Annotated in this window: 20 protein-coding genes; 12 read left to right on the top strand and 8 right to left on the bottom strand. The window is 59.9% G+C overall.

The genetic code is table 11. From position 1 onward, the window contains the following. Positions 1-3 precede the first annotated feature (3 nt). The 5 genes from GSQ93_RS37445 to GSQ93_RS37425 form a co-directional block, all read right to left on the bottom strand. Entirely contained in the window at positions 4-543 is a 540-nt protein-coding gene (locus GSQ93_RS37445) for a cytochrome b (RefSeq protein ID WP_158941257.1), read from the bottom strand. After that, positions 540-1,634: a catalase family peroxidase gene (locus GSQ93_RS37440; protein WP_158941256.1), complete on the bottom strand. Its 1,095-nt coding sequence runs from the start codon at positions 1,632-1,634 to the stop codon at positions 540-542. Before GSQ93_RS37440 ends, GSQ93_RS37445 begins: the two co-directional genes overlap by 4 nt. Positions 1,635-1,864: 230 nt before the next feature. Continuing rightward, positions 1,865-2,728, bottom strand: a complete 864-nt coding sequence (locus tag GSQ93_RS37435) for an anti-sigma factor (RefSeq protein WP_158941255.1) — start codon at positions 2,726-2,728, stop codon at positions 1,865-1,867. Then, positions 2,725-3,243 carry an RNA polymerase sigma factor gene (locus GSQ93_RS37430; protein ID WP_158941254.1) on the bottom strand — a complete coding sequence of 173 codons (519 nt, stop codon included), beginning with the start codon at positions 3,241-3,243 and terminating at the stop codon, positions 2,725-2,727. Before GSQ93_RS37430 ends, GSQ93_RS37435 begins: the two co-directional genes overlap by 4 nt. Positions 3,244-3,402: 159 nt before the next feature. Further along, positions 3,403-4,125 (bottom strand): anti-sigma factor, encoded by a 723-nt coding sequence (locus GSQ93_RS37425; protein ID WP_158941253.1) that lies wholly within the window; start codon positions 4,123-4,125, stop codon positions 3,403-3,405. Positions 4,126-4,380: 255 nt separating this feature from the next. On the opposite strand from GSQ93_RS37425, the gene GSQ93_RS37420 reads away from it, so the two are divergent. The 5 genes from GSQ93_RS37420 to GSQ93_RS37400 all read left to right on the top strand — a co-directional run bounded on the left by GSQ93_RS37420 (position 4,381) and on the right by GSQ93_RS37400 (position 7,391). Further along, the gene (locus GSQ93_RS37420; RefSeq protein WP_158941252.1) at positions 4,381-4,659 is read left to right on the top strand and encodes a DUF4148 domain-containing protein; all 279 of its coding nucleotides are present in this window, start codon (positions 4,381-4,383) and stop codon (positions 4,657-4,659) included. 72 nt (positions 4,660-4,731) lie between these two features. Then, positions 4,732-5,052, top strand: coding sequence for a DUF4148 domain-containing protein (locus tag GSQ93_RS37415; RefSeq protein WP_158941251.1), 321 nt, complete (start codon positions 4,732-4,734; stop codon positions 5,050-5,052). 161 nt (positions 5,053-5,213) lie between these two features. After that, the gene (locus tag GSQ93_RS37410; RefSeq protein ID WP_158941250.1) at positions 5,214-5,633 is read left to right on the top strand and encodes a secondary thiamine-phosphate synthase enzyme YjbQ; all 420 of its coding nucleotides are present in this window, start codon (positions 5,214-5,216) and stop codon (positions 5,631-5,633) included. Between the two features lie 45 nt (positions 5,634-5,678). Continuing rightward, entirely contained in the window at positions 5,679-6,959 is a 1,281-nt protein-coding gene (locus tag GSQ93_RS37405) for an aspartate carbamoyltransferase (protein ID WP_158941249.1), read from the top strand. A gap of 93 nt (positions 6,960-7,052) precedes the next feature. Then, entirely contained in the window at positions 7,053-7,391 is a 339-nt protein-coding gene (locus GSQ93_RS37400; protein ID WP_158941248.1) for a hypothetical protein, read from the top strand. A 32-nt stretch (positions 7,392-7,423) separates the two neighbouring features. Here the strand turns inward: GSQ93_RS37400 and GSQ93_RS37395 are convergent, their stop codons facing one another. Further along, the gene (locus GSQ93_RS37395; RefSeq protein WP_367889812.1) at positions 7,424-8,131 is read right to left on the bottom strand and encodes an aspartate/glutamate racemase family protein; all 708 of its coding nucleotides are present in this window, start codon (positions 8,129-8,131) and stop codon (positions 7,424-7,426) included. A 415-nt stretch (positions 8,132-8,546) separates the two neighbouring features. On the opposite strand from GSQ93_RS37395, the gene GSQ93_RS37885 reads away from it, so the two are divergent. Together GSQ93_RS37885 and GSQ93_RS37880 are read left to right on the top strand one after the other, a co-directional pair. Further along, positions 8,547-8,720 carry a hypothetical protein gene (locus tag GSQ93_RS37885; RefSeq protein ID WP_216857737.1) on the top strand — a complete coding sequence of 58 codons (174 nt, stop codon included), beginning with the start codon at positions 8,547-8,549 and terminating at the stop codon, positions 8,718-8,720. Then, the gene (locus tag GSQ93_RS37880) at positions 8,708-8,914 is read left to right on the top strand and encodes a type II toxin-antitoxin system death-on-curing family toxin (RefSeq protein ID WP_216857736.1); all 207 of its coding nucleotides are present in this window, start codon (positions 8,708-8,710) and stop codon (positions 8,912-8,914) included. Before GSQ93_RS37885 ends, GSQ93_RS37880 begins: the two co-directional genes overlap by 13 nt. 155 nt (positions 8,915-9,069) lie before the next feature. Here GSQ93_RS37880 and GSQ93_RS37385 read toward each other — a convergent pair whose 3' ends face one another. Beyond that, the gene (locus GSQ93_RS37385; protein ID WP_254074263.1) at positions 9,070-9,864 is read right to left on the bottom strand and encodes a CDP-diacylglycerol diphosphatase; all 795 of its coding nucleotides are present in this window, start codon (positions 9,862-9,864) and stop codon (positions 9,070-9,072) included. A 40-nt stretch (positions 9,865-9,904) separates the two neighbouring features. After that, positions 9,905-11,296: a PLP-dependent aminotransferase family protein gene (locus GSQ93_RS37380; protein WP_158941247.1), complete on the bottom strand. Its 1,392-nt coding sequence runs from the start codon at positions 11,294-11,296 to the stop codon at positions 9,905-9,907. A 437-nt stretch (positions 11,297-11,733) separates the two neighbouring features. Between GSQ93_RS37380 and GSQ93_RS37375 the strand changes: the two genes are divergently transcribed. The 5 genes from GSQ93_RS37375 to GSQ93_RS37355 are packed head-to-tail and all read left to right on the top strand — an operon-like array spanning position 11,734 to position 15,867. Beyond that, positions 11,734-12,216 (top strand): MSMEG_0572/Sll0783 family nitrogen starvation response protein, encoded by a 483-nt coding sequence (locus GSQ93_RS37375; RefSeq protein WP_158941246.1) that lies wholly within the window; start codon positions 11,734-11,736, stop codon positions 12,214-12,216. A gap of 37 nt (positions 12,217-12,253) precedes the next feature. After that, complete coding sequence (locus tag GSQ93_RS37370) at positions 12,254-13,267, top strand: Nit6803 family nitrilase (RefSeq protein ID WP_158941245.1); 1,014 nt, start codon at positions 12,254-12,256, stop codon at positions 13,265-13,267. Beyond that, a complete protein-coding gene (locus GSQ93_RS37365; RefSeq protein ID WP_158941273.1) occupies positions 13,260-14,336 on the top strand; it encodes an MSMEG_0568 family radical SAM protein in 1,077 nt (358 codons plus the stop codon). Before GSQ93_RS37370 ends, GSQ93_RS37365 begins: the two co-directional genes overlap by 8 nt. 2 nt (positions 14,337-14,338) lie before the next feature. Next, positions 14,339-14,899 carry an MSMEG_0567/Sll0786 family nitrogen starvation N-acetyltransferase gene (locus GSQ93_RS37360; protein WP_254074262.1) on the top strand — a complete coding sequence of 187 codons (561 nt, stop codon included), beginning with the start codon at positions 14,339-14,341 and terminating at the stop codon, positions 14,897-14,899. Continuing rightward, the gene (locus GSQ93_RS37355; protein ID WP_158941243.1) at positions 14,896-15,867 is read left to right on the top strand and encodes a sll0787 family AIR synthase-like protein; all 972 of its coding nucleotides are present in this window, start codon (positions 14,896-14,898) and stop codon (positions 15,865-15,867) included. Before GSQ93_RS37360 ends, GSQ93_RS37355 begins: the two co-directional genes overlap by 4 nt. Positions 15,868-15,878: the final 11 nt, after the last annotated feature.

The raw sequence follows: 15,878 nt of genomic DNA, 5'->3' as shown, positions 1-15,878 counted from the left end.
CGCCTAGTCGCCGCCCTTCGCCATGCTCGAAAACACGCCGTCGCGTCGGATCAGGCCATGGAACATCGCCGCGCCGAGATGCGCGAGGAACGTCGCGAACAGCAACAAAGCCAGCACCGTATGCGCTGATCGAAGCAACGCATACAGGCGCACGTCCTGCGGGACAATGGCCGGCAGGTTCACCGGTCCGAACAAGTGGATCGGAAAACCACCGGCTGACAGCATCGACCAGCCGACCAGCGGCATGGCGAACAACAGCACATAGAAAACCCAGTGCGACAGATGCGCGACGTGCTGCTGCCAGCGCGGCATGTCGTCGGGCAGAAGAGGCGTGCGATGTGTCAGCCGCACGATGAAACGCACGCTCACCAGCACAAGAATTGCTATCCCCAGCGGCTTGTGAATGGCGAGCAGCGTCTGATGCCACGACGATAAAGTGGCCACCATCCCCACGCCGATGAACAACATCGCTATGACGAGCGGCGCCATGAGCCAGTGCAAAAATCGCGCTGACGGACTGAAGTGCTTTCGATCGGCGCTCATTCGTGACCCCGTGTCGGTGGCTGAGCCGAGGCCAGACCCTGCGCCTCCTCATGCGTGCGGCGGTTATAGGACACCGCATAAGCCGAAGAACGCGCTGCCAGCAGCGGATCAGCGGATGGCTTGAGGCCATCGGGAAGGATGGTCGGATCGTAGTTGATATCCCCGCAATCGCCGTCGCTCTGCGCGCTCTCGTGCTCGATCACCAGCGTTCCCGCGTCAATGTGCGGCCGGTCTTCGGGCCACGCCTGGGTTGCATCGGTCGTCTGGTCGTCAGGCTTGGCCACCGTCAGGATCAGGTGCCAACGCAGCGGACCGCTTGTCAGCCTGTCGCGCAGTTCGGTATCGAGAAAGTCGTGCTGACTCTTCTCTTCCGCGGTGACGGGTGCGTACGGCGTCTCAGGCACCATCGACCAGCGGACGAAGTGAGTCTTGCCGTTTGCATCGATTGCACGAAATGCGTTGATGCCGTAGTACGCCGCGTTGCCGAAACTCGAAGATGGTGGATGGTCTTTCACCCAACGCAGGAAGGGCGCGGTCTCGGGGTGTGCTGCGAAGAACGCCTTGAGCTTCGCCGGATCAGGTTTGCCCGTCGCAGGATCCGGCTTCGACGCCACCAGTTGAGCATAAAAAGCCTGCGGCGTATTGACGATAAACACCGGCGTATTGTTCATGCCCGTGCGCCATTGCTGCCCATCGGGCAACTTGAAATCCAGCGCCATGCTGCGCACCGGCACGCTTGCATCCGGGGCTGACGGATCGCCGCCCGGAATGGCGAAGCGTCCAATCACTGGCGTTCGCACGGCCTTGAACACGTCAGCGCGGGAGATATCCGACGCCTGGCCATTGCCTTCGAAATACCCCGACACGCACACGCCCTTCGCATGATTGCGGCGGAATCCTGGATGAACGCCCGCATTCGCTTCGAAGGTATTCACAATACGCTGCGGCGTCAGGCGATGCGGTGTCACAAAGCCGGCAACGTAGACAAAAGCGCCGCCAATAGCCGCCACGACCGCGCCAATAGCCGCAAGCCTGAATAGCGGAATGGTTTGCCGCCCGCGAGGGCGAGGTGAAAATGGGTCAGTCGTCATGGGGATCGATCCTGTTTGTCGCCTTTTATCATTAATTCGATATCCTTATCAATATCAATTCCCAAAGGACGCGCACGATTTACTTTTCTATTTTCTGGGGCTACAACGGGGTGAACGACTTTGCGTGGCGGATTATTCCGGGGCTAGCGCAATTAATCGGCTAACGCCGCGTTCCGCGACGGGAACAGGAACAGCCACGGTGTTGTTGAACACCGCGGCTGCCGCCAAGCTTATTGCGTAGACACGGAAGCGCCCGAGGGCGGCTTGGCGCCCCCCATTGCGGTCAACTGCGAATAGACGTCGTGCGACAGGTCAAGCAGCACTTTCCGGTCGATCGCGCCGGACACGGCGTAACCGAAGTCACCGTCGATCCAGTAAAACACGTTCACCGATCCATCTTGATACAGCTTGAACGCGGTCGTGTCCGAGCTGATCTTCCGATGCGATATACACAGCGTAATACGCTCGCCCTTCGCGTCGTGGTACATGAACTGCGCGACCGGGCCGTCGTCGCCGGGCAGCAAGCGACCGCCCATCAATTCAAAGCCCGAGCGCGTCAGCACGGGCGGACGCACATCCGTACCCAGCCGGTTCGAGATCCACTGCACCAGTTCCTGCTCGCGATCTGCGCCCACTTCCACGGGCCGCATCACTTCCGGCGCGTACATCACATGGGCGATAGCCGACTGCCGTGCAAACGACTCGCCCATGCTATAGCTTGCACGTTGCACCGACGCCCCGCCGCTTCCCGGCACGAGGGTGTCGTGGCCCATGGTCCCCGTCATGCCCGCCACGCCGATCCCGACGCCCAGCACAAGCGCCGCCGCCATGCCCGCGAATTGCGGCCAGTTGGCGGCAGCACGCCAGCGCTTGGGTTCGGGCGGCAGCAGACGCTGCGGCACGGGTTCGCTTAGCACGCGGTCATAGCGGTCATGGAACATGCTGTTCAGCGAGAAATAGTCGCTGACCTTCGTAGCCAGTGCTTCATCGCGTTCCAGCAGGCGATCGATCTCCTCGCGGCGATGTTCCGCCAGCGATCCGTCGACATACGCGTGAATTTCGTCTTCACTGATGGGTGTTTGTTGGTCGCTCATCGCACCACCTGTAATTTAGCGCCCGGTTGCGCGCCGGCCATCAATGCGCGCAGTCTTTCACGTCCGCGCGACAGGCGCGACATGACGGTCCCGATCGGGATTTCAAGCGCCTGCGCCACTTCGGCGTAACTCATTTCTTCAAGCCCTACCAACAACACGACCTGGCGCTGGTCGAGCGGCAAACGCTGCAACGCGAAGTCCAGATCGCGCATTTCGAGCGACTGTGTTTGCGTGCCCGGCACGGCAAACTCGCGCTCGGAAATGTTCTCGTCATCGACGGAAACATGCACGGCCTTCACGCCCGCCCGGCGCGCCTGATTCGCGAACACGTTGTGCATGATCGTGAACAGCCACGCGCGCAGATCGGTGCCGGTCTGAAACTTCTCGGTGTGCCGGAGCGCGCGTTCGAGCGTGTCCTGCACCAGATCGTCGGCGAGATCGCGATTATTGATCAGCGCTCGCGCGTAGCGGCGCAATCGCGGCACATGTTCCATTAACTCGTCACGGACGCCCATCGGCCTTCCTTCATTTTGTAAGCTTACGCAAACGTTCGATAAAACGCCGCTCTGATGATGGGCTAACACCGGGTCGTGGCGAATATTCCCGCTGTCAGCGTATTTTGTACCGTGGTGCGTGATTATGCCGCCGGCAGCTTCTTGCTACGGCCTTGATGCCTAACTGCCCGTCATCAAGTCGGCTGCCAGCATCAGGCCACGGGTCTTCGCTCGGCCCGCCAACACGTAACGCTTGCCGCCCGCAGTCCATGCGAGCAAGCGGCTTGCACCCACGCGATGGGCCTTCCATTGAGGCTGCCGCTGTGCAAACAGGCCTGGGGCTACAAGCAGCACGGCGGCCTCGCCACCTTTATTGCGGTAGACGAATTCAGTTGCCGAAGCGAATGGCCCCACGGACATTTCCCGGCGCGCGACGGGGTGGAAACCGACGCTGGACAGATCTGGGGCGCTTGCCAAAACCTTCACCGCGCTTTCATAACCGACCGCCCCTGATGCCATTTCCTGGGTAGCAACGGCTTGTTCAAGCGCCATCATCGAGGCATTGTCGAGCGCTGAATCGGAAATGTCGAACGCAAAGATTGCGGCGGCGGCGACTGCCAGCGCTACAACCGCCGCGATGAGCAGCGCGCGAAGGCTGCGTCTCGACATACGCCGCACGGACGCGGGCGGCGGGGGTGCGTGTTCGGTGTCGGCTTCGTGAAAGGCGTTCTGCATCTGCCAGTTCAGACGGCCGTAAAACGCGACCCGATCCGCCTCGTCAGGGCGGCTCTTCAGATATGTCGCTACGCTCGCCGCGCGCTGGGGATCGAGCATGCCGTCGGCGTACGCCTGGACGTCCGACTCGGAGAGCCGGGGTTCCGTTGGAGGTTTTGCTATGGGCATGATCTGGCAATGTTGGCTGTTCGTACAGGGGCGAACACACAGCAGCGGGCTTTATTCCACGCCAAGCGCAAGAATCCCCTATATGTAATCCCCTACGCGCGTAAACACCGTCTCCAGGGGGTTATTCCGCATCTTTCCAAATAAATTTTAATTCTTCCGAACATAAAAATAATCAAATTTATCGGGAATATCCCGGGCTCATTCCGGGTTCTCTCCATTGCAAGCTGCACACAATCAACCTCGCAGGAGCAAACCATGAAAACCCTCAGCGTCGCAGTACTGTTCCTCGCTACTATTGCCTCGGCACACGCATTTGCCCAAACCAAGACCCGCGCCCAGGTCTATCAGGAACTGATCGCGGCACAGCAAGACGGCCGCGATTTCGTCACTGACTCGTCCTACCCCGACGTCAACCCGATCTTCGCGCACCAACTCGCACAACAACAAGAAGCACGCCAGGCCCAAAACCAGGCGGCCAACGCCAACGCGGTAGCCAGCGCAGCGGCTACCAACTCGTCCAGCGCAACGAACTGATCCAACGCGCCGAATCAATCTTCGCAAGCCGGTTAAATAAATCGGAATCCTAACTTTAACTTTGAGGTCATCATGAACAAATTCCTTATCTCCGCTCTCGTTCTCTCGTCGGCATTGGCCGCCCCTGCTTTCGCTTTTGCACAAAGCAACGCCCCCGTCACCCGTGCCCAAGTTAAAGCCGAACTCGTTCAACTGGAAAAAGCCGGCTACAACCCGGGTGGCGAGGACGTCAACTATCCGCAAGACATCCAGGCTGCCGAACAACGCGTAGCCGAACAACAAAGCATCGCGTCTTCGTCGTATGGATCGGCGGCCAACGGCACGTCGGTGTCGGGTAGCCGCGTGCATGTTGCGCCGGACGACGCCAATCAATCGATCTACTTCGGCCATTGAGCCGCTTGCACGGCAAGGCGCCAGCGCGCGATGACCACAGGCAGCATTACCCCGGTCCCGTCCGCGCGCTCGCCGTCTGCCAAACCTCGCTCCAGCCGATAAACTTCATAGGCACGCGCGATCGCTTCCCCGTCGCGCATTCCCTTTACGGAGACATCGACATGAAGCAGGCGCTCCATCATCTGAGCGTGCCCACACGCACGCGCGGACTGCACGAAATTACCCCCGACATCCATCGCTGGATCAATCTCCAGGACATCCGCACCGGTCTGCTGACCGTGTTCCTGCGGCACACGTCGGCTTCGTTACTGATCCAGGAAAACGCCGACCCCGACGTCCGCACTGACCTTGAACAGTTCTTCGAGACCATTGCTCCGGAAGCGCCCGGGCGCTACGTCCACGACGCGGAAGGCCCTGACGACATGCCCGCGCATCTGCGAACCGCCCTGACGCAAGTCCAGTTATCCATTCCCGTCGATGCCGGCCGGATGGTCCTCGGCACGTGGCAAGGCATTTATGTCTTCGAACACCGGCGCGCCCCGAGCAGGCGCGAAGTCGTATTGCACGTTTTCGGCGAGTGATTTAATATACGCATCGCGTACACAACCACCTCCGGAGCGCCCATCGTGCAAGCTCAACAGCAAACCCTCCTGCGCGATGCCATGCGCCGCCTGAACATGACCCGCGACGCCTTTGCGAACCGGATTGGCGTGTCGCGCAGAGCATTGGACACTTGGCTGCTCCCGGACGAATCGGCGGAATCGCGAGCCATGCCCGAAATTGCGAGCCGCTACGTCATGGAGTTGGTAGAAAGAATTCCGTCCGGCGACGAATATACACAACGCGTATATTCTCCGTCCATTCTTCACGAAGGCCGGCCGCATCTTCTGTCCGTCGATCAATTCTCCCGTGACTCCGTAGAGGCGCTTTTCCAGGTCGCCGACACGATGCAACCCATCGCGCGCCGCCAGAAGATCACACGCGTGCTCGAAGGCGCGGTGCTTGCCAACCTGTTCTTTGAAGCCAGCACGCGCACGCGTGTCAGCTTCGGCGCGGCGTTTTGCCGGCTGGGCGGCTCGGTGTGCGACACGACCGGCTTCACGTTTTCATCGATGGCAAAAGGCGAGTCGATCTACGACACCAGCCGCGTGATCAGCGGTTACGCCGACGCACTCGTCGTGCGTCATCCGGAGAAAGGCTCCGTGGCGGAGTTCGTACGCGCGACCAACGTGCCGGTCATCAACGCAGGGGACGGCCCCGGCGAACATCCCAGTCAAGCGCTGCTCGACCTCTACACCATCCAGCGCGAATTCTCGCGTGTCGGGAAGATTGTCGACGGCTCGCATATAGCCATGGTGGGCGACCTTAAATACGGCCGCACGGTCCATTCGTTGGCCAAGCTGCTGGCGTTGTATCGGGGACTGAAGTTCACGCTGATCTCGCCCACCTCGCTCGAGATGCCCGCTTCTATTCTCGATCAGATCAATCGCAACGATCATGTGGTCGAGCAGACCAACGACTTGCAGACGGGGTTGAAGGGCGCGGACGTTGTGTATGCAACGCGGATTCAGAAAGAGCGTTTTGCCGATGAATCCATTGAAGGTTACACGCCGGATTTTCAGATTAACCAAGCGTTGGTGGAGAGCGTGTGCGGACCCGATACGCTGATCATGCATCCGTTGCCGCGTGATGGACGGCCTGGTGCTAACGACCTTAGCACCGACCTAAACCACGATCCAAGGCTTGCTATCTTTCGGCAAACCGACAACGGCATTCCGGTCCGCATGGCGATCTTCGCGGTGCTCTTAGGCGTGGAACGCCAAGTCCAACACTCAATGCGCGACGCCGCATGGAAGTCACCGGCTTACATTGGACCTGACGATGCGGTATTCCACGGTATCGATTAAGCGATCTATATAGCGCCGCAAGCAATATTAACGCGGCGTTTACACACAAAAAGATACGCTGCAAGTGATCCCGATACAGGAGCTTGCAGCGTAATGAATCTTGTCCTTGAAAGAATTACCGGCTCGGTTACATCGAAAAAATCGGGCGTACAGGAAGCGCTCTCAACGCCCTGCGTGTCCCGCGTTCATCTTTCGGCCGTCCTGCACAGCAGGCAGGATGAAGCGGCACGCGAGCGCATCAGGCGGCTGTTCCACTCGCCGCTTGGCGTGTATGTCAGCCAGGCATCACGCGACCACGACGACCTCCGGCTGATCTTCGATGTGGCAATGGAAGACCTCGACTTCACGGTGCGCACGCTGCACCAGGTGCTGCCCGAGGCAGTGATCGAAGCCGTGCGTCCTCGTGTGTTTACGCATCGGCGCGAGCACTGAACCTTGAGCTGCGGCTTTCACGCCGAATGCGGTTATGCCTGCGCCAGGGAAAAATCCACGGCGGCGCGGGCGTGAAGCGCGGTGGTATCGAGCAGCGGTACGGGACTGTCGGCTTCGTTGACCAGCAGCATGATCTCCGTGCATCCCAGCACGATCGCTTCCGCGCCACGCGCTGCGAGCCCGTGAATCACATCGCGATACAGCTTGCGTGAATCGTCGTTGACGACGCCGAGACATAACTCGCGATAGATGATGTCGTGAATGACCGCTTGCTCGGCAGGCTCGGGCAAGAGCGTCGAGATACCGTGCCGTTCTTGCAGGCGGTCGCGGAAAAAACTTTCGCGCATCGAAAACGCAGTGCCGATAAAACCGACTTTGCGTATGCCCTGTTTTTTCGCCTCGATCCCGGTTGGATCGACGATATGAAGAAACGGCACGGATACCGCTGCGGCAATTTGCGGCGCGACGAGATGCATGGTGTTCGTGCAGAGCACGATGCAATGCGCCCCGCCCGCTTCAAGATGACGCGCGGCGTCGGCCAGCCGGATGCCCGCGATGTTCCATTGTCCGCCGCGTTGAAGCTGTTCGATCGGCGCGAAATTCACGCTGTGCAGCAGGACTTGCGCGGAGTTCAGACCGCCAAGCCGCGTACGCACGTCCCGGTTGACCAATCGATAATATTCGGTCGTCGATTCCCAACTCATCCCGCCGATCATGCCAATGGTTCGCATGCTGTTCATGATGCCCGTCCTGCAAATCTGATTGGTCGAAGCGACATAGTGCAGCGAAGCGCGCTGGAGGGCCAGGGTAAAGTTTAGTTCTATTGCGGTAAAATTTTGTCGACCATGTAGACAGAATCGCCGAGGAGCCATTGCCCAAAACGACGTGCCGAAGCCGCTCATCACCGTTATTCTCATAGCGATAGAAGCGCGTTATTATGGTGCGCAGCGTCTATTGGCAAAAACTAAGCCATAGAGTTAAAAAGGCAGAAAGGCGAACGATGAAAAATTATGGTGTAGCGATTAAAGCTCGAACCTCACCCCAGCGGCCTGTCGAGATGCAGTTAAAAGGTAGCGAGGGATCGCGAGTGGTAATGAGCGCTGCAAAGCGAGTTATCGCGACGTACGAGAAGGTAATCAAGGCTCTCGCGAATCGATGATAGACGCCCAGCAAGTCGTTGAGATTCACGACCTGATCTTGCGACAAGAGCCCGGACTCGCGGGCGGTCACGGAGTCGGCCCGCTCAAGGGCGCACCGGCACGCGTCGCGAGCCGCATGCTCTATGGGCAGCTTTCGGATGTCTTCGATATCGCGGCATGTACGCAGTAGCGCTTGCCAGAGGGCACATTTTTAACGATGCAAACAAGAGAACAGCATTGGTTACTGCATTGACCTATCTGGCTTTGCAGGGCTACGACATACCAAGGTCCGACGTGCTGGAGGACATCATGGTGGACGTTGCCGAAGGTACTTTGGATGAGAGTGGCCTTGCAAGCCTGTTGTTTTCACTCGCCATCGAATAGCACCGGAAAACAGCACGAGCTTATGCCGGTGATGTATCGCTTGCCCCAGCAATTCTATTTCCTCGTTCATAATCCATCGCAGTTCACGCCCCGCGCCCGTCTAATCTTTCTTTCGCGCGACAAAAACCAAAGTTTCGCGAAACGGCTCGCCATCCCTATTTAGACCGTGCAACGGCACAGCTATGGTCCTGCAACTCCTCCGACGACGCAATATCGCCTGTATCGCGTTGTACGTGATCGTTGAGAAGAAAGAATGCTGGCTTGCCGTCGGGCGCCGTGGTACCCGCAAGCAGCAAGGTCTGGTCAGCCATGAGTTGACCTTCCCTCGCCACATCGGGGGCCAGGAGCTTGAACGGATCAATGGCGGCAAGGTCGGCGTCATCAATACGCCGAATACGGTATGCATGTCCGCGCAACAGAGTGGGGAATGGAGTCCATTCGGCGCCGATCTTCGGACCTTGCTCACGCAGCGCACGAACAACATCCGGGGCAAGACAATCGATATGGATATGCAACTGGTTTTGCGTGCGCCCGCTGGTCGAGTTGATGGCAAGTGAGAGTTCGTCGCGGGGAAGGTCCTGCCCTAACTTCGCTTCAACAAAACGCCGTGCTTCCCATGCTGCGCGCCAGTAATTTGGCGAGTGCGGTATCAGCAAATCAGGGCTTTCAATGCCGCCGATGCGAGCCGTCGGAATCAACAGATACTGGGCAACGCCGTTAATATCCTTGAGGATCGCGAAGCCGCCGGTCGGATCGACATCGACACATTTCTGCGGGACACCGGCACCGCGCGCGGCGGGCTCACAGGAGTTGTGGACGATCTGCCATAACGCATCGGGATTGCCCGCATCAGCAGTGGAAACGCACAGCGCAGCAACGGTGAGCGAGACTAAGCGAATGAAGAACCGGACATTGCGCATGGAGTAAACGGTCGACACGAAAGCCTGCATCGTAACAAGACTTCAAGACGACCGCGCACAACGCAAGCCCCTACATCACCGGCAAATGCAGATGATGAGGATGTTCAACGGTATCGGCGATCAGCCTCAGCGCGTCTTCACATTCATCAAGATTTTTCGGGCCGCCAAGGCATACGCGAATGGCTTCGGGCGGATTCCCGTCTGTGGCGAAAGCCGCCGCTGACACCGCGCCAATCCCTTGCGAGCGCAACTGCAACGCAAGCTCGGACGCGTTCCATCCGCACTCCGCCGGAATGGGCATCCACAAATGAAACCCGGCCGGATCAGCGTCGAACTTCCAGTTGGACAACACGCTCGCGGCAAGCTCCTGACGCGCCGCGGACTCCGCACGAATTGCATCGAGCATAAGGTCTGCTGTACCGTCGCTAACCCACTGCGTCGCCAGCAACACGGTGAAGGGACTCGCCATGACCGTCGTCGCACGCAGCGCCCCGGCAAGATGCTGCGAGCGCCGCGCGGACGGCGCACGAATGTAAGCCACGCGCAGACCGGCGCCAAAACTCTTGGAGAAGCCGGTGACGTAGTAAGTCAGATCGGGGGCCAGCGTAGCCAGCGCATCGGGTGCCTGAACCGGCAACATGCCATACGCATCGTCTTCGATAATCGGCACGCTGTACCTGAGCGCGACATCGGCAAGCGCCTCGCGCCGCTTCGACGAGAGTGTCACCGTGCTCGGATTCTGGATCGTAGGATTGCAATAGAACGCGCTGGGTTTATCACTCTTGCAGAGCGCCTCGAACGCATGGGCCAGCGGGCCGTCGTCATCGCGTGCGAGCGCCTGCAAACGCACACCCAGTTGCGCCGCAATCGCCTTGATGCCCGGGTAGGCGAGCGTATCGAGGCAAATAGTCCCGCCCGGCCGCGCAAGCTGCGACACCAGCGCCACCAGCGCGCTATGAATGCCGGGGCAGACCAAGACCTTGTCTTCATCGCAATCGTCGAAACGACGCTTCAACCATGCGGTGCCAGCGGCACGATCGTCAGCAGTGCCACCGAAATCCTGATACCGCAGCAGCCGATACGGGTCCGTAGCCGAAAACAACCGCGCGGCTGAATCGCGCAAGCGTGCGGCGAGTTCCGCCGGCTCGGGCGGCATGTTCATGGTCATCTCGACACTGCTGCCGCCCGACAGCGGCAGCGTCGCCGTCCGGCCGCGTACGAACGTGCCACTGCCGGCACGCGAGTCGAGCAGCCCTCGTTTGCGCGCTTCCGCGTAGGCGCGCGCGACGGTCGTGTAGTTGAGTTGCAGTTCGTCCGCCAAGTCACGCAAACCCGGCAGTCGATCGCGCGGCCGCAAGCGCCCGCTCGCCAGATCTTCTTCAATTAACTCGGGAATCAGCAAATAAGCCGGCTTGCGGCTTTCTGTCAGTTTTCTGATCCAGTGATGAGTAAGACTGGCCATGGAAACGCTCTCGAATAAATACGGTTAAAAAACGATAGCACGCTGGCGGCGGAAAAAAATAAATTGATCGCATTGAGCGACATTAAGCGATCGTATGGAGAATCCGATCAATCAGGGGTCAATGCACATATCCGGTGTTTATTGCACCAGACCGGCGCGACCGCACCAGTGTGATCACGTCATGCTGGTGCAGCAGCATGGCCCACCCGGGCTTGGAGCCAAGCCCTAAAAGGCTCTTCGCGCTCGTCATCGAAAATATTTCACTGCTCCGCGCGCACTGATCGGTTGAATGATCGGGTATTGATCGCATTAACGCGTTCATTGAATGGCACGTCCGTTGCATTAACAGCTTCGTATCCCGAAGTTTGGTGTCGCGTTAAAACTGGCTTGAAAACGTCGGCGCCACTGATTAAATCGTCTATTTACTGGAGATTAGAATGCCTGCCGTCAATATCCCGATGCACAAGAAAGGCGATTACCTTGTCGATTATGAAGAGAAGGTGTTTGAAGACGTCAAGGCCACGCCGGGCGAGAAGGCGCTGGTGACATTCCACACGGTCGCATTCGAAGGATCCATCGGCTTCGTCAACTTGCTGCAAGCCACGCGGCTGTTGCGCAAGGGTTTCGAAACCTCGGTGCTGCTGTATGGCCCAGGCGTGACGCTCGGGCTTCAACGCGGTTTCCCGACACTCGGCGACGAAGCGTTTCCCGGCCACCTGAACTTCAACAAGCAGATCCAGAAGTTCATGGAGGAAGGCGGCAAGGTCTACGCATGCCGCTTTGCGCTGCAAGCGCTGTATGGGCAGGGAGAAGCGTCGCTGATCGAAGGCATCAAGCCGATCAGCCCGCTCGACGTGCTCGACATCCAGCTGCTGCATCGCAAGGACGGCGCGCTGATCATCAATACCTGGACCGTCTGACGCTGCGCCTGAAGCCTCTCATCAACACGGAACGACCATGCCCGACAAGAGAATCGTCCGCGCCGCCGCGGTCCAGATAGCACCGGATCTCGAACGGCCCGGTGGCACGCTCGAAAAGGTCCTCGAAACGATCGACGACGCCGCACGCCAGGGCGTGCAGCTTATCGTCTTCCCCGAGACCTTCCTGCCCTACTACCCGTACTTTTCGTTCGTGCGGGCACCGGTGGCGTCGGGTGCCGAACACATGCGGCTCTATGACGAAGCCGTAGTCGTGCCCGGGCCGGTGACGCACGCGGTAGCGGAGCGGGCGCGGCGGCACGGCATGGTCGTCGTGCTCGGCGTGAACGAGCGCGATCACGGCAGCTTATACAACACACAACTGATCTTCGATACCGACGGCGAGTTGCTGCTCAAGCGCCGCAAGATCACGCCGACGTTTCACGAACGGATGATCTGGGGCATGGGCGACGCAGCTGGCCTGAAGGTAGCGGAGACGCGTATCGGCCGGGTGGGTGCACTCGCTTGCTGGGAGCACTACAACCCGCTTGCGCGTTATGCGCTGATGACCCAGCACGAAGAAATTCATTGCAGCCAGTTTCCGGGCTCGCTGGTCGGGCCCATCTTCGGTGAACAGATCGAAGTGACCATCCGGCATCACGCGCTGGAATCCGGCTGCTTCGTGATCAATTCCACCGGCTGGCTGACAGAGCAACAGATCGAATCGATCACGAAAGATCCCGGCCTGCAGAAGGCACTTCGCGGCGGCTGCAACACGGCGATCATCTCGCCCGAAGGCCAGCATCTCGCCCCGCCGCTGCGTGAGGGCGAGGGCATGGTTATCGCTGACCTGGACATGTCGCTGATCACCAAACGCAAACGCATGATGGACTCTGTCGGTCACTACGCGCGGCCCGAATTGCTTAGCCTCGCGATCAACGACCGGCCGGCAGTGACGTCGGCACCCATGAACAGCTTCTCACCTTCAACCGGGGGATTGCACCTTGAACGCGAACGAGACCTTGTCGGCCGTGAGCCGGCAATTGATGACTGAACTGCAATCGGCGGGCTTGCGTCTCGCCGATCCGGACGCGGGTCTCAGCGTGGCCAGCCGACGCGGCGGCGCGGGTCCGTCCGATCACAAGGCAGTCACTATCGACGGCGTGACGATCATGGTGCCGGTCCATACCAACACCGCGTGGCACTCGCCGTTCGTGGCGTCAGCGCCCAATGCAAACGGCAGCAGCGCATTGCTGCGTGGATCGATCCCCATCGCGAGCATCAGCTTCCCGAAGGCGCCGCGTTTCTACGCCATGCAAACGTTCGACGGCGTGCCCTACTCGCACATCGCAACCTTGCATGGGTCGGACGTGCTTGCCACGACGGTGCTGCAAACCTGCATCCGGTATGAAAGCCGCAAGAAGACTTGCAAGTTCTGCGCAATCGGGCAATCGCTTGCGGCTGGAAGGACCATTGCCCGCAAGACGCCCGAGCAATTGGCGGAGGTCGCTCGCGCGGCTGTGTTGCTCGATGGCGTCAAGCACATGGTCCTGACCACCGGCACGCCACCCACCAAGGATCGTGGCGCGCAGATCCTGTGCGAAAGCGCGTTCGCGATCAAGGCTGCGGTCGACCTGCCGATCCAGGCGCAATGCGAACCACCCGATGACGACAAATGGTTCGAGCGCATGCGTGCAAGCGGCATCGATACGCTCGGCATGCATCTCGAAGTCGTCACCCCTGCGTTGCGCGAACAGATCATGCCGGGCAAGGCGAGCGTGCCCATCTCGCGCTACATGGAAGCCTTCAGGGCGGCCGTGGCGGTGTTCGGCCGGGGTCAGGTGAGCACCTACATACTCGCGGGTCTTGGTGACACGGCAGAGGCCATTCTCGCGATCTCGCGCGAACTGGTCGATATCGGCGTGTATCCGTTCGTGGTCCCGTTCGTGCCGATCAGCGGCACGCCGCTCGAGGATCATCCGGCGCCGTCACCCGAGTTCATGAAGTCGGTGCTGCAACCGCTTGGCGCGATGGTGTCGGCAGGCGGCATACGCTCCGCCGATATCAAGGCCGGCTGCGGCAAATGCGGCGCGTGTTCGTCGTTGTCATCCTACGAGGTCTGATCATGCTCGCCGATACCGAAGACCTTGCGCGCCTCTATACCCCTGCCAGCTACACGATCAAGTGGACGACGCTGCCGTGGGAAACGAACGAAGCGTACAAGCTGCGGCGGGCGGTGTTCTGCATCGAGCAGGGGATTTTTATCGGCGATGACCGCGATGAAATCGACGAGCGCGCGCAACTGCTCGTGGCGGTGAGTTGTATCGGCGGGATGCCTGAGCAGGTGGTCGGCACGGTACGGATTCACGAGGACGAACCGGGTGTATGGACCGGCTCGCGGCTCGCCGTGCATGCCGCGTTCCGGCGGCACGGCAAGCTTGGCGCAACGCTGATCAAGCTGGCAGTCAGCAGCGCGCATGCGCTTGGCTGCACAACTTTCCTCGCGCATGTGCAGAGCCAGAACGCAGCACTATTTCATTCGCTGCACTGGACCACGCTCTCCGAAGAACTCATGCATGGCCGGCCCCATCATCTGATGCAGGCGGATCTCGCGTTCTACCCGCCTTGTGTGACACCGCAGAGCGGTTTCATGACGCAGTATTCGTCCGCGCGGAGCACGTCATGACGGTGACGGACCTCGTCGCCGCGTTGAGGGAAACGCGCGGCTTTCGACATAAGACCGACATTGCGGGCGTGATGTCATCGCTTGCGCGGTACGTTCCGCGTGGCGTTTCCGACGCGCCGCAAGCGGTCGCCATGGGCGACGACTGCGCGGCCATTGCCGACGGAGACTCTCACCTCCTGTTCGCGATAGAAGGCATGGTCAGCGACTTCGTGCGCGACATGCCGTGGTTCGCCGGCTACAGCAGCGTGATGGTCAACGTCAGCGACATCTACGCAATGGGCGGGCGCCCGATCGCCGTTGTCGATGCACTCTGGAGCGACGGCTTGCCTGCGGCCGAAGACGTGCTGGCGGGCATGGCAGCGGCATCGTCCGCGTACGGCGTTCCAATTGTCGGCGGCCATAGCAACACGCGCAGCGATCAGGCCCAACTGGCAGTGGCAATTCTTGGGCGTGCGAACAAACTGCTTTCCAGTTTCAATGCTCGTCCCGGCGACCGCCTCATGATGGCAGTCGACCTGCGCGGTAAGTTCGAAGACCCCTATCCGTTCTGGAATGCCTCGGTTGGTGCACCGGCCGCGCGCCTGCGCGCTGACCTTGAGTTGTTGCCCATGCTCGCCGAAACCGGTCTCTGCGATGCCGCCAAGGACATCAGCATGGCTGGCGCACTCGGCACTGCGCTGATGCTGCTCGAATGCTCAGGCGTGGGCGCGAGTATCGATCTTTCGCGTCTGCCGTCGCCGCCTGGACATGATCGTCTGCGCTGGTTAAGCGCGTTCCCCAGTTTCGGCTTCGTGATGTCCGTACGCGAAGAACACGCAGCTCAAGTTGAACAGTTGTTCGTTGAACGTGAGCTGGCATGTGCGGCGATCGGATCGGTAGATATCTCGCGCAAAGTGGTGCTGCACGAAGGCAGCGGGTCGGCCGAGCTTTGGAACTTCAACGATGACGCGTTCATCGTTGGACGATAAGGGAGCCAGAC

The sequence above is a fragment of the Burkholderia sp. S171 genome, assembly GCF_009766085.1.
GTDB lineage: Bacteria > Pseudomonadota > Gammaproteobacteria > Burkholderiales > Burkholderiaceae > Caballeronia.
Note: the sequence above shows the minus strand (reverse complement) of the source record. Positions and strands in the feature narration are given on the sequence as shown.

What these genes read in the sequence shown, in the direction of transcription:
- GSQ93_RS37395 (WP_367889812.1), bottom strand. Translation starts at nt 8,131, where the DNA reads ATGAACAGCATGCGAACCATTGGCATGATCGGCGGGATGAGTTGGGAA.
- GSQ93_RS37425 (WP_158941253.1), bottom strand. Translation starts at nt 4,125, where the DNA reads ATGCCCATAGCAAAACCTCCAACGGAACCCCGGCTCTCCGAGTCGGAC.
- GSQ93_RS37880 (WP_216857736.1), top strand. Translation starts at nt 8,708, where the DNA reads ATGTACGCAGTAGCGCTTGCCAGAGGGCACATTTTTAACGATGCAAAC.
- GSQ93_RS37445 (WP_158941257.1), bottom strand. Translation starts at nt 543, where the DNA reads ATGAGCGCCGATCGAAAGCACTTCAGTCCGTCAGCGCGATTTTTGCAC.
- GSQ93_RS37365 (WP_158941273.1), top strand. Translation starts at nt 13,260, where the DNA reads ATGACTGAACTGCAATCGGCGGGCTTGCGTCTCGCCGATCCGGACGCG.
- GSQ93_RS37355 (WP_158941243.1), top strand. Translation starts at nt 14,896, where the DNA reads ATGACGGTGACGGACCTCGTCGCCGCGTTGAGGGAAACGCGCGGCTTT.
- GSQ93_RS37385 (WP_254074263.1), bottom strand. Translation starts at nt 9,864, where the DNA reads ATGCAGGCTTTCGTGTCGACCGTTTACTCCATGCGCAATGTCCGGTTC.
- GSQ93_RS37400 (WP_158941248.1), top strand. Translation starts at nt 7,053, where the DNA reads ATGAATCTTGTCCTTGAAAGAATTACCGGCTCGGTTACATCGAAAAAA.
- GSQ93_RS37420 (WP_158941252.1), top strand. Translation starts at nt 4,381, where the DNA reads ATGAAAACCCTCAGCGTCGCAGTACTGTTCCTCGCTACTATTGCCTCG.
- GSQ93_RS37375 (WP_158941246.1), top strand. Translation starts at nt 11,734, where the DNA reads ATGCCTGCCGTCAATATCCCGATGCACAAGAAAGGCGATTACCTTGTC.
- GSQ93_RS37415 (WP_158941251.1), top strand. Translation starts at nt 4,732, where the DNA reads ATGAACAAATTCCTTATCTCCGCTCTCGTTCTCTCGTCGGCATTGGCC.
- GSQ93_RS37360 (WP_254074262.1), top strand. Translation starts at nt 14,339, where the DNA reads ATGCTCGCCGATACCGAAGACCTTGCGCGCCTCTATACCCCTGCCAGC.
- GSQ93_RS37370 (WP_158941245.1), top strand. Translation starts at nt 12,254, where the DNA reads ATGCCCGACAAGAGAATCGTCCGCGCCGCCGCGGTCCAGATAGCACCG.
- GSQ93_RS37885 (WP_216857737.1), top strand. Translation starts at nt 8,547, where the DNA reads ATGATAGACGCCCAGCAAGTCGTTGAGATTCACGACCTGATCTTGCGA.
- GSQ93_RS37410 (WP_158941250.1), top strand. Translation starts at nt 5,214, where the DNA reads ATGAAGCAGGCGCTCCATCATCTGAGCGTGCCCACACGCACGCGCGGA.
- GSQ93_RS37380 (WP_158941247.1), bottom strand. Translation starts at nt 11,296, where the DNA reads ATGGCCAGTCTTACTCATCACTGGATCAGAAAACTGACAGAAAGCCGC.
- GSQ93_RS37435 (WP_158941255.1), bottom strand. Translation starts at nt 2,728, where the DNA reads ATGAGCGACCAACAAACACCCATCAGTGAAGACGAAATTCACGCGTAT.
- GSQ93_RS37440 (WP_158941256.1), bottom strand. Translation starts at nt 1,634, where the DNA reads ATGACGACTGACCCATTTTCACCTCGCCCTCGCGGGCGGCAAACCATT.
- GSQ93_RS37430 (WP_158941254.1), bottom strand. Translation starts at nt 3,243, where the DNA reads ATGGGCGTCCGTGACGAGTTAATGGAACATGTGCCGCGATTGCGCCGC.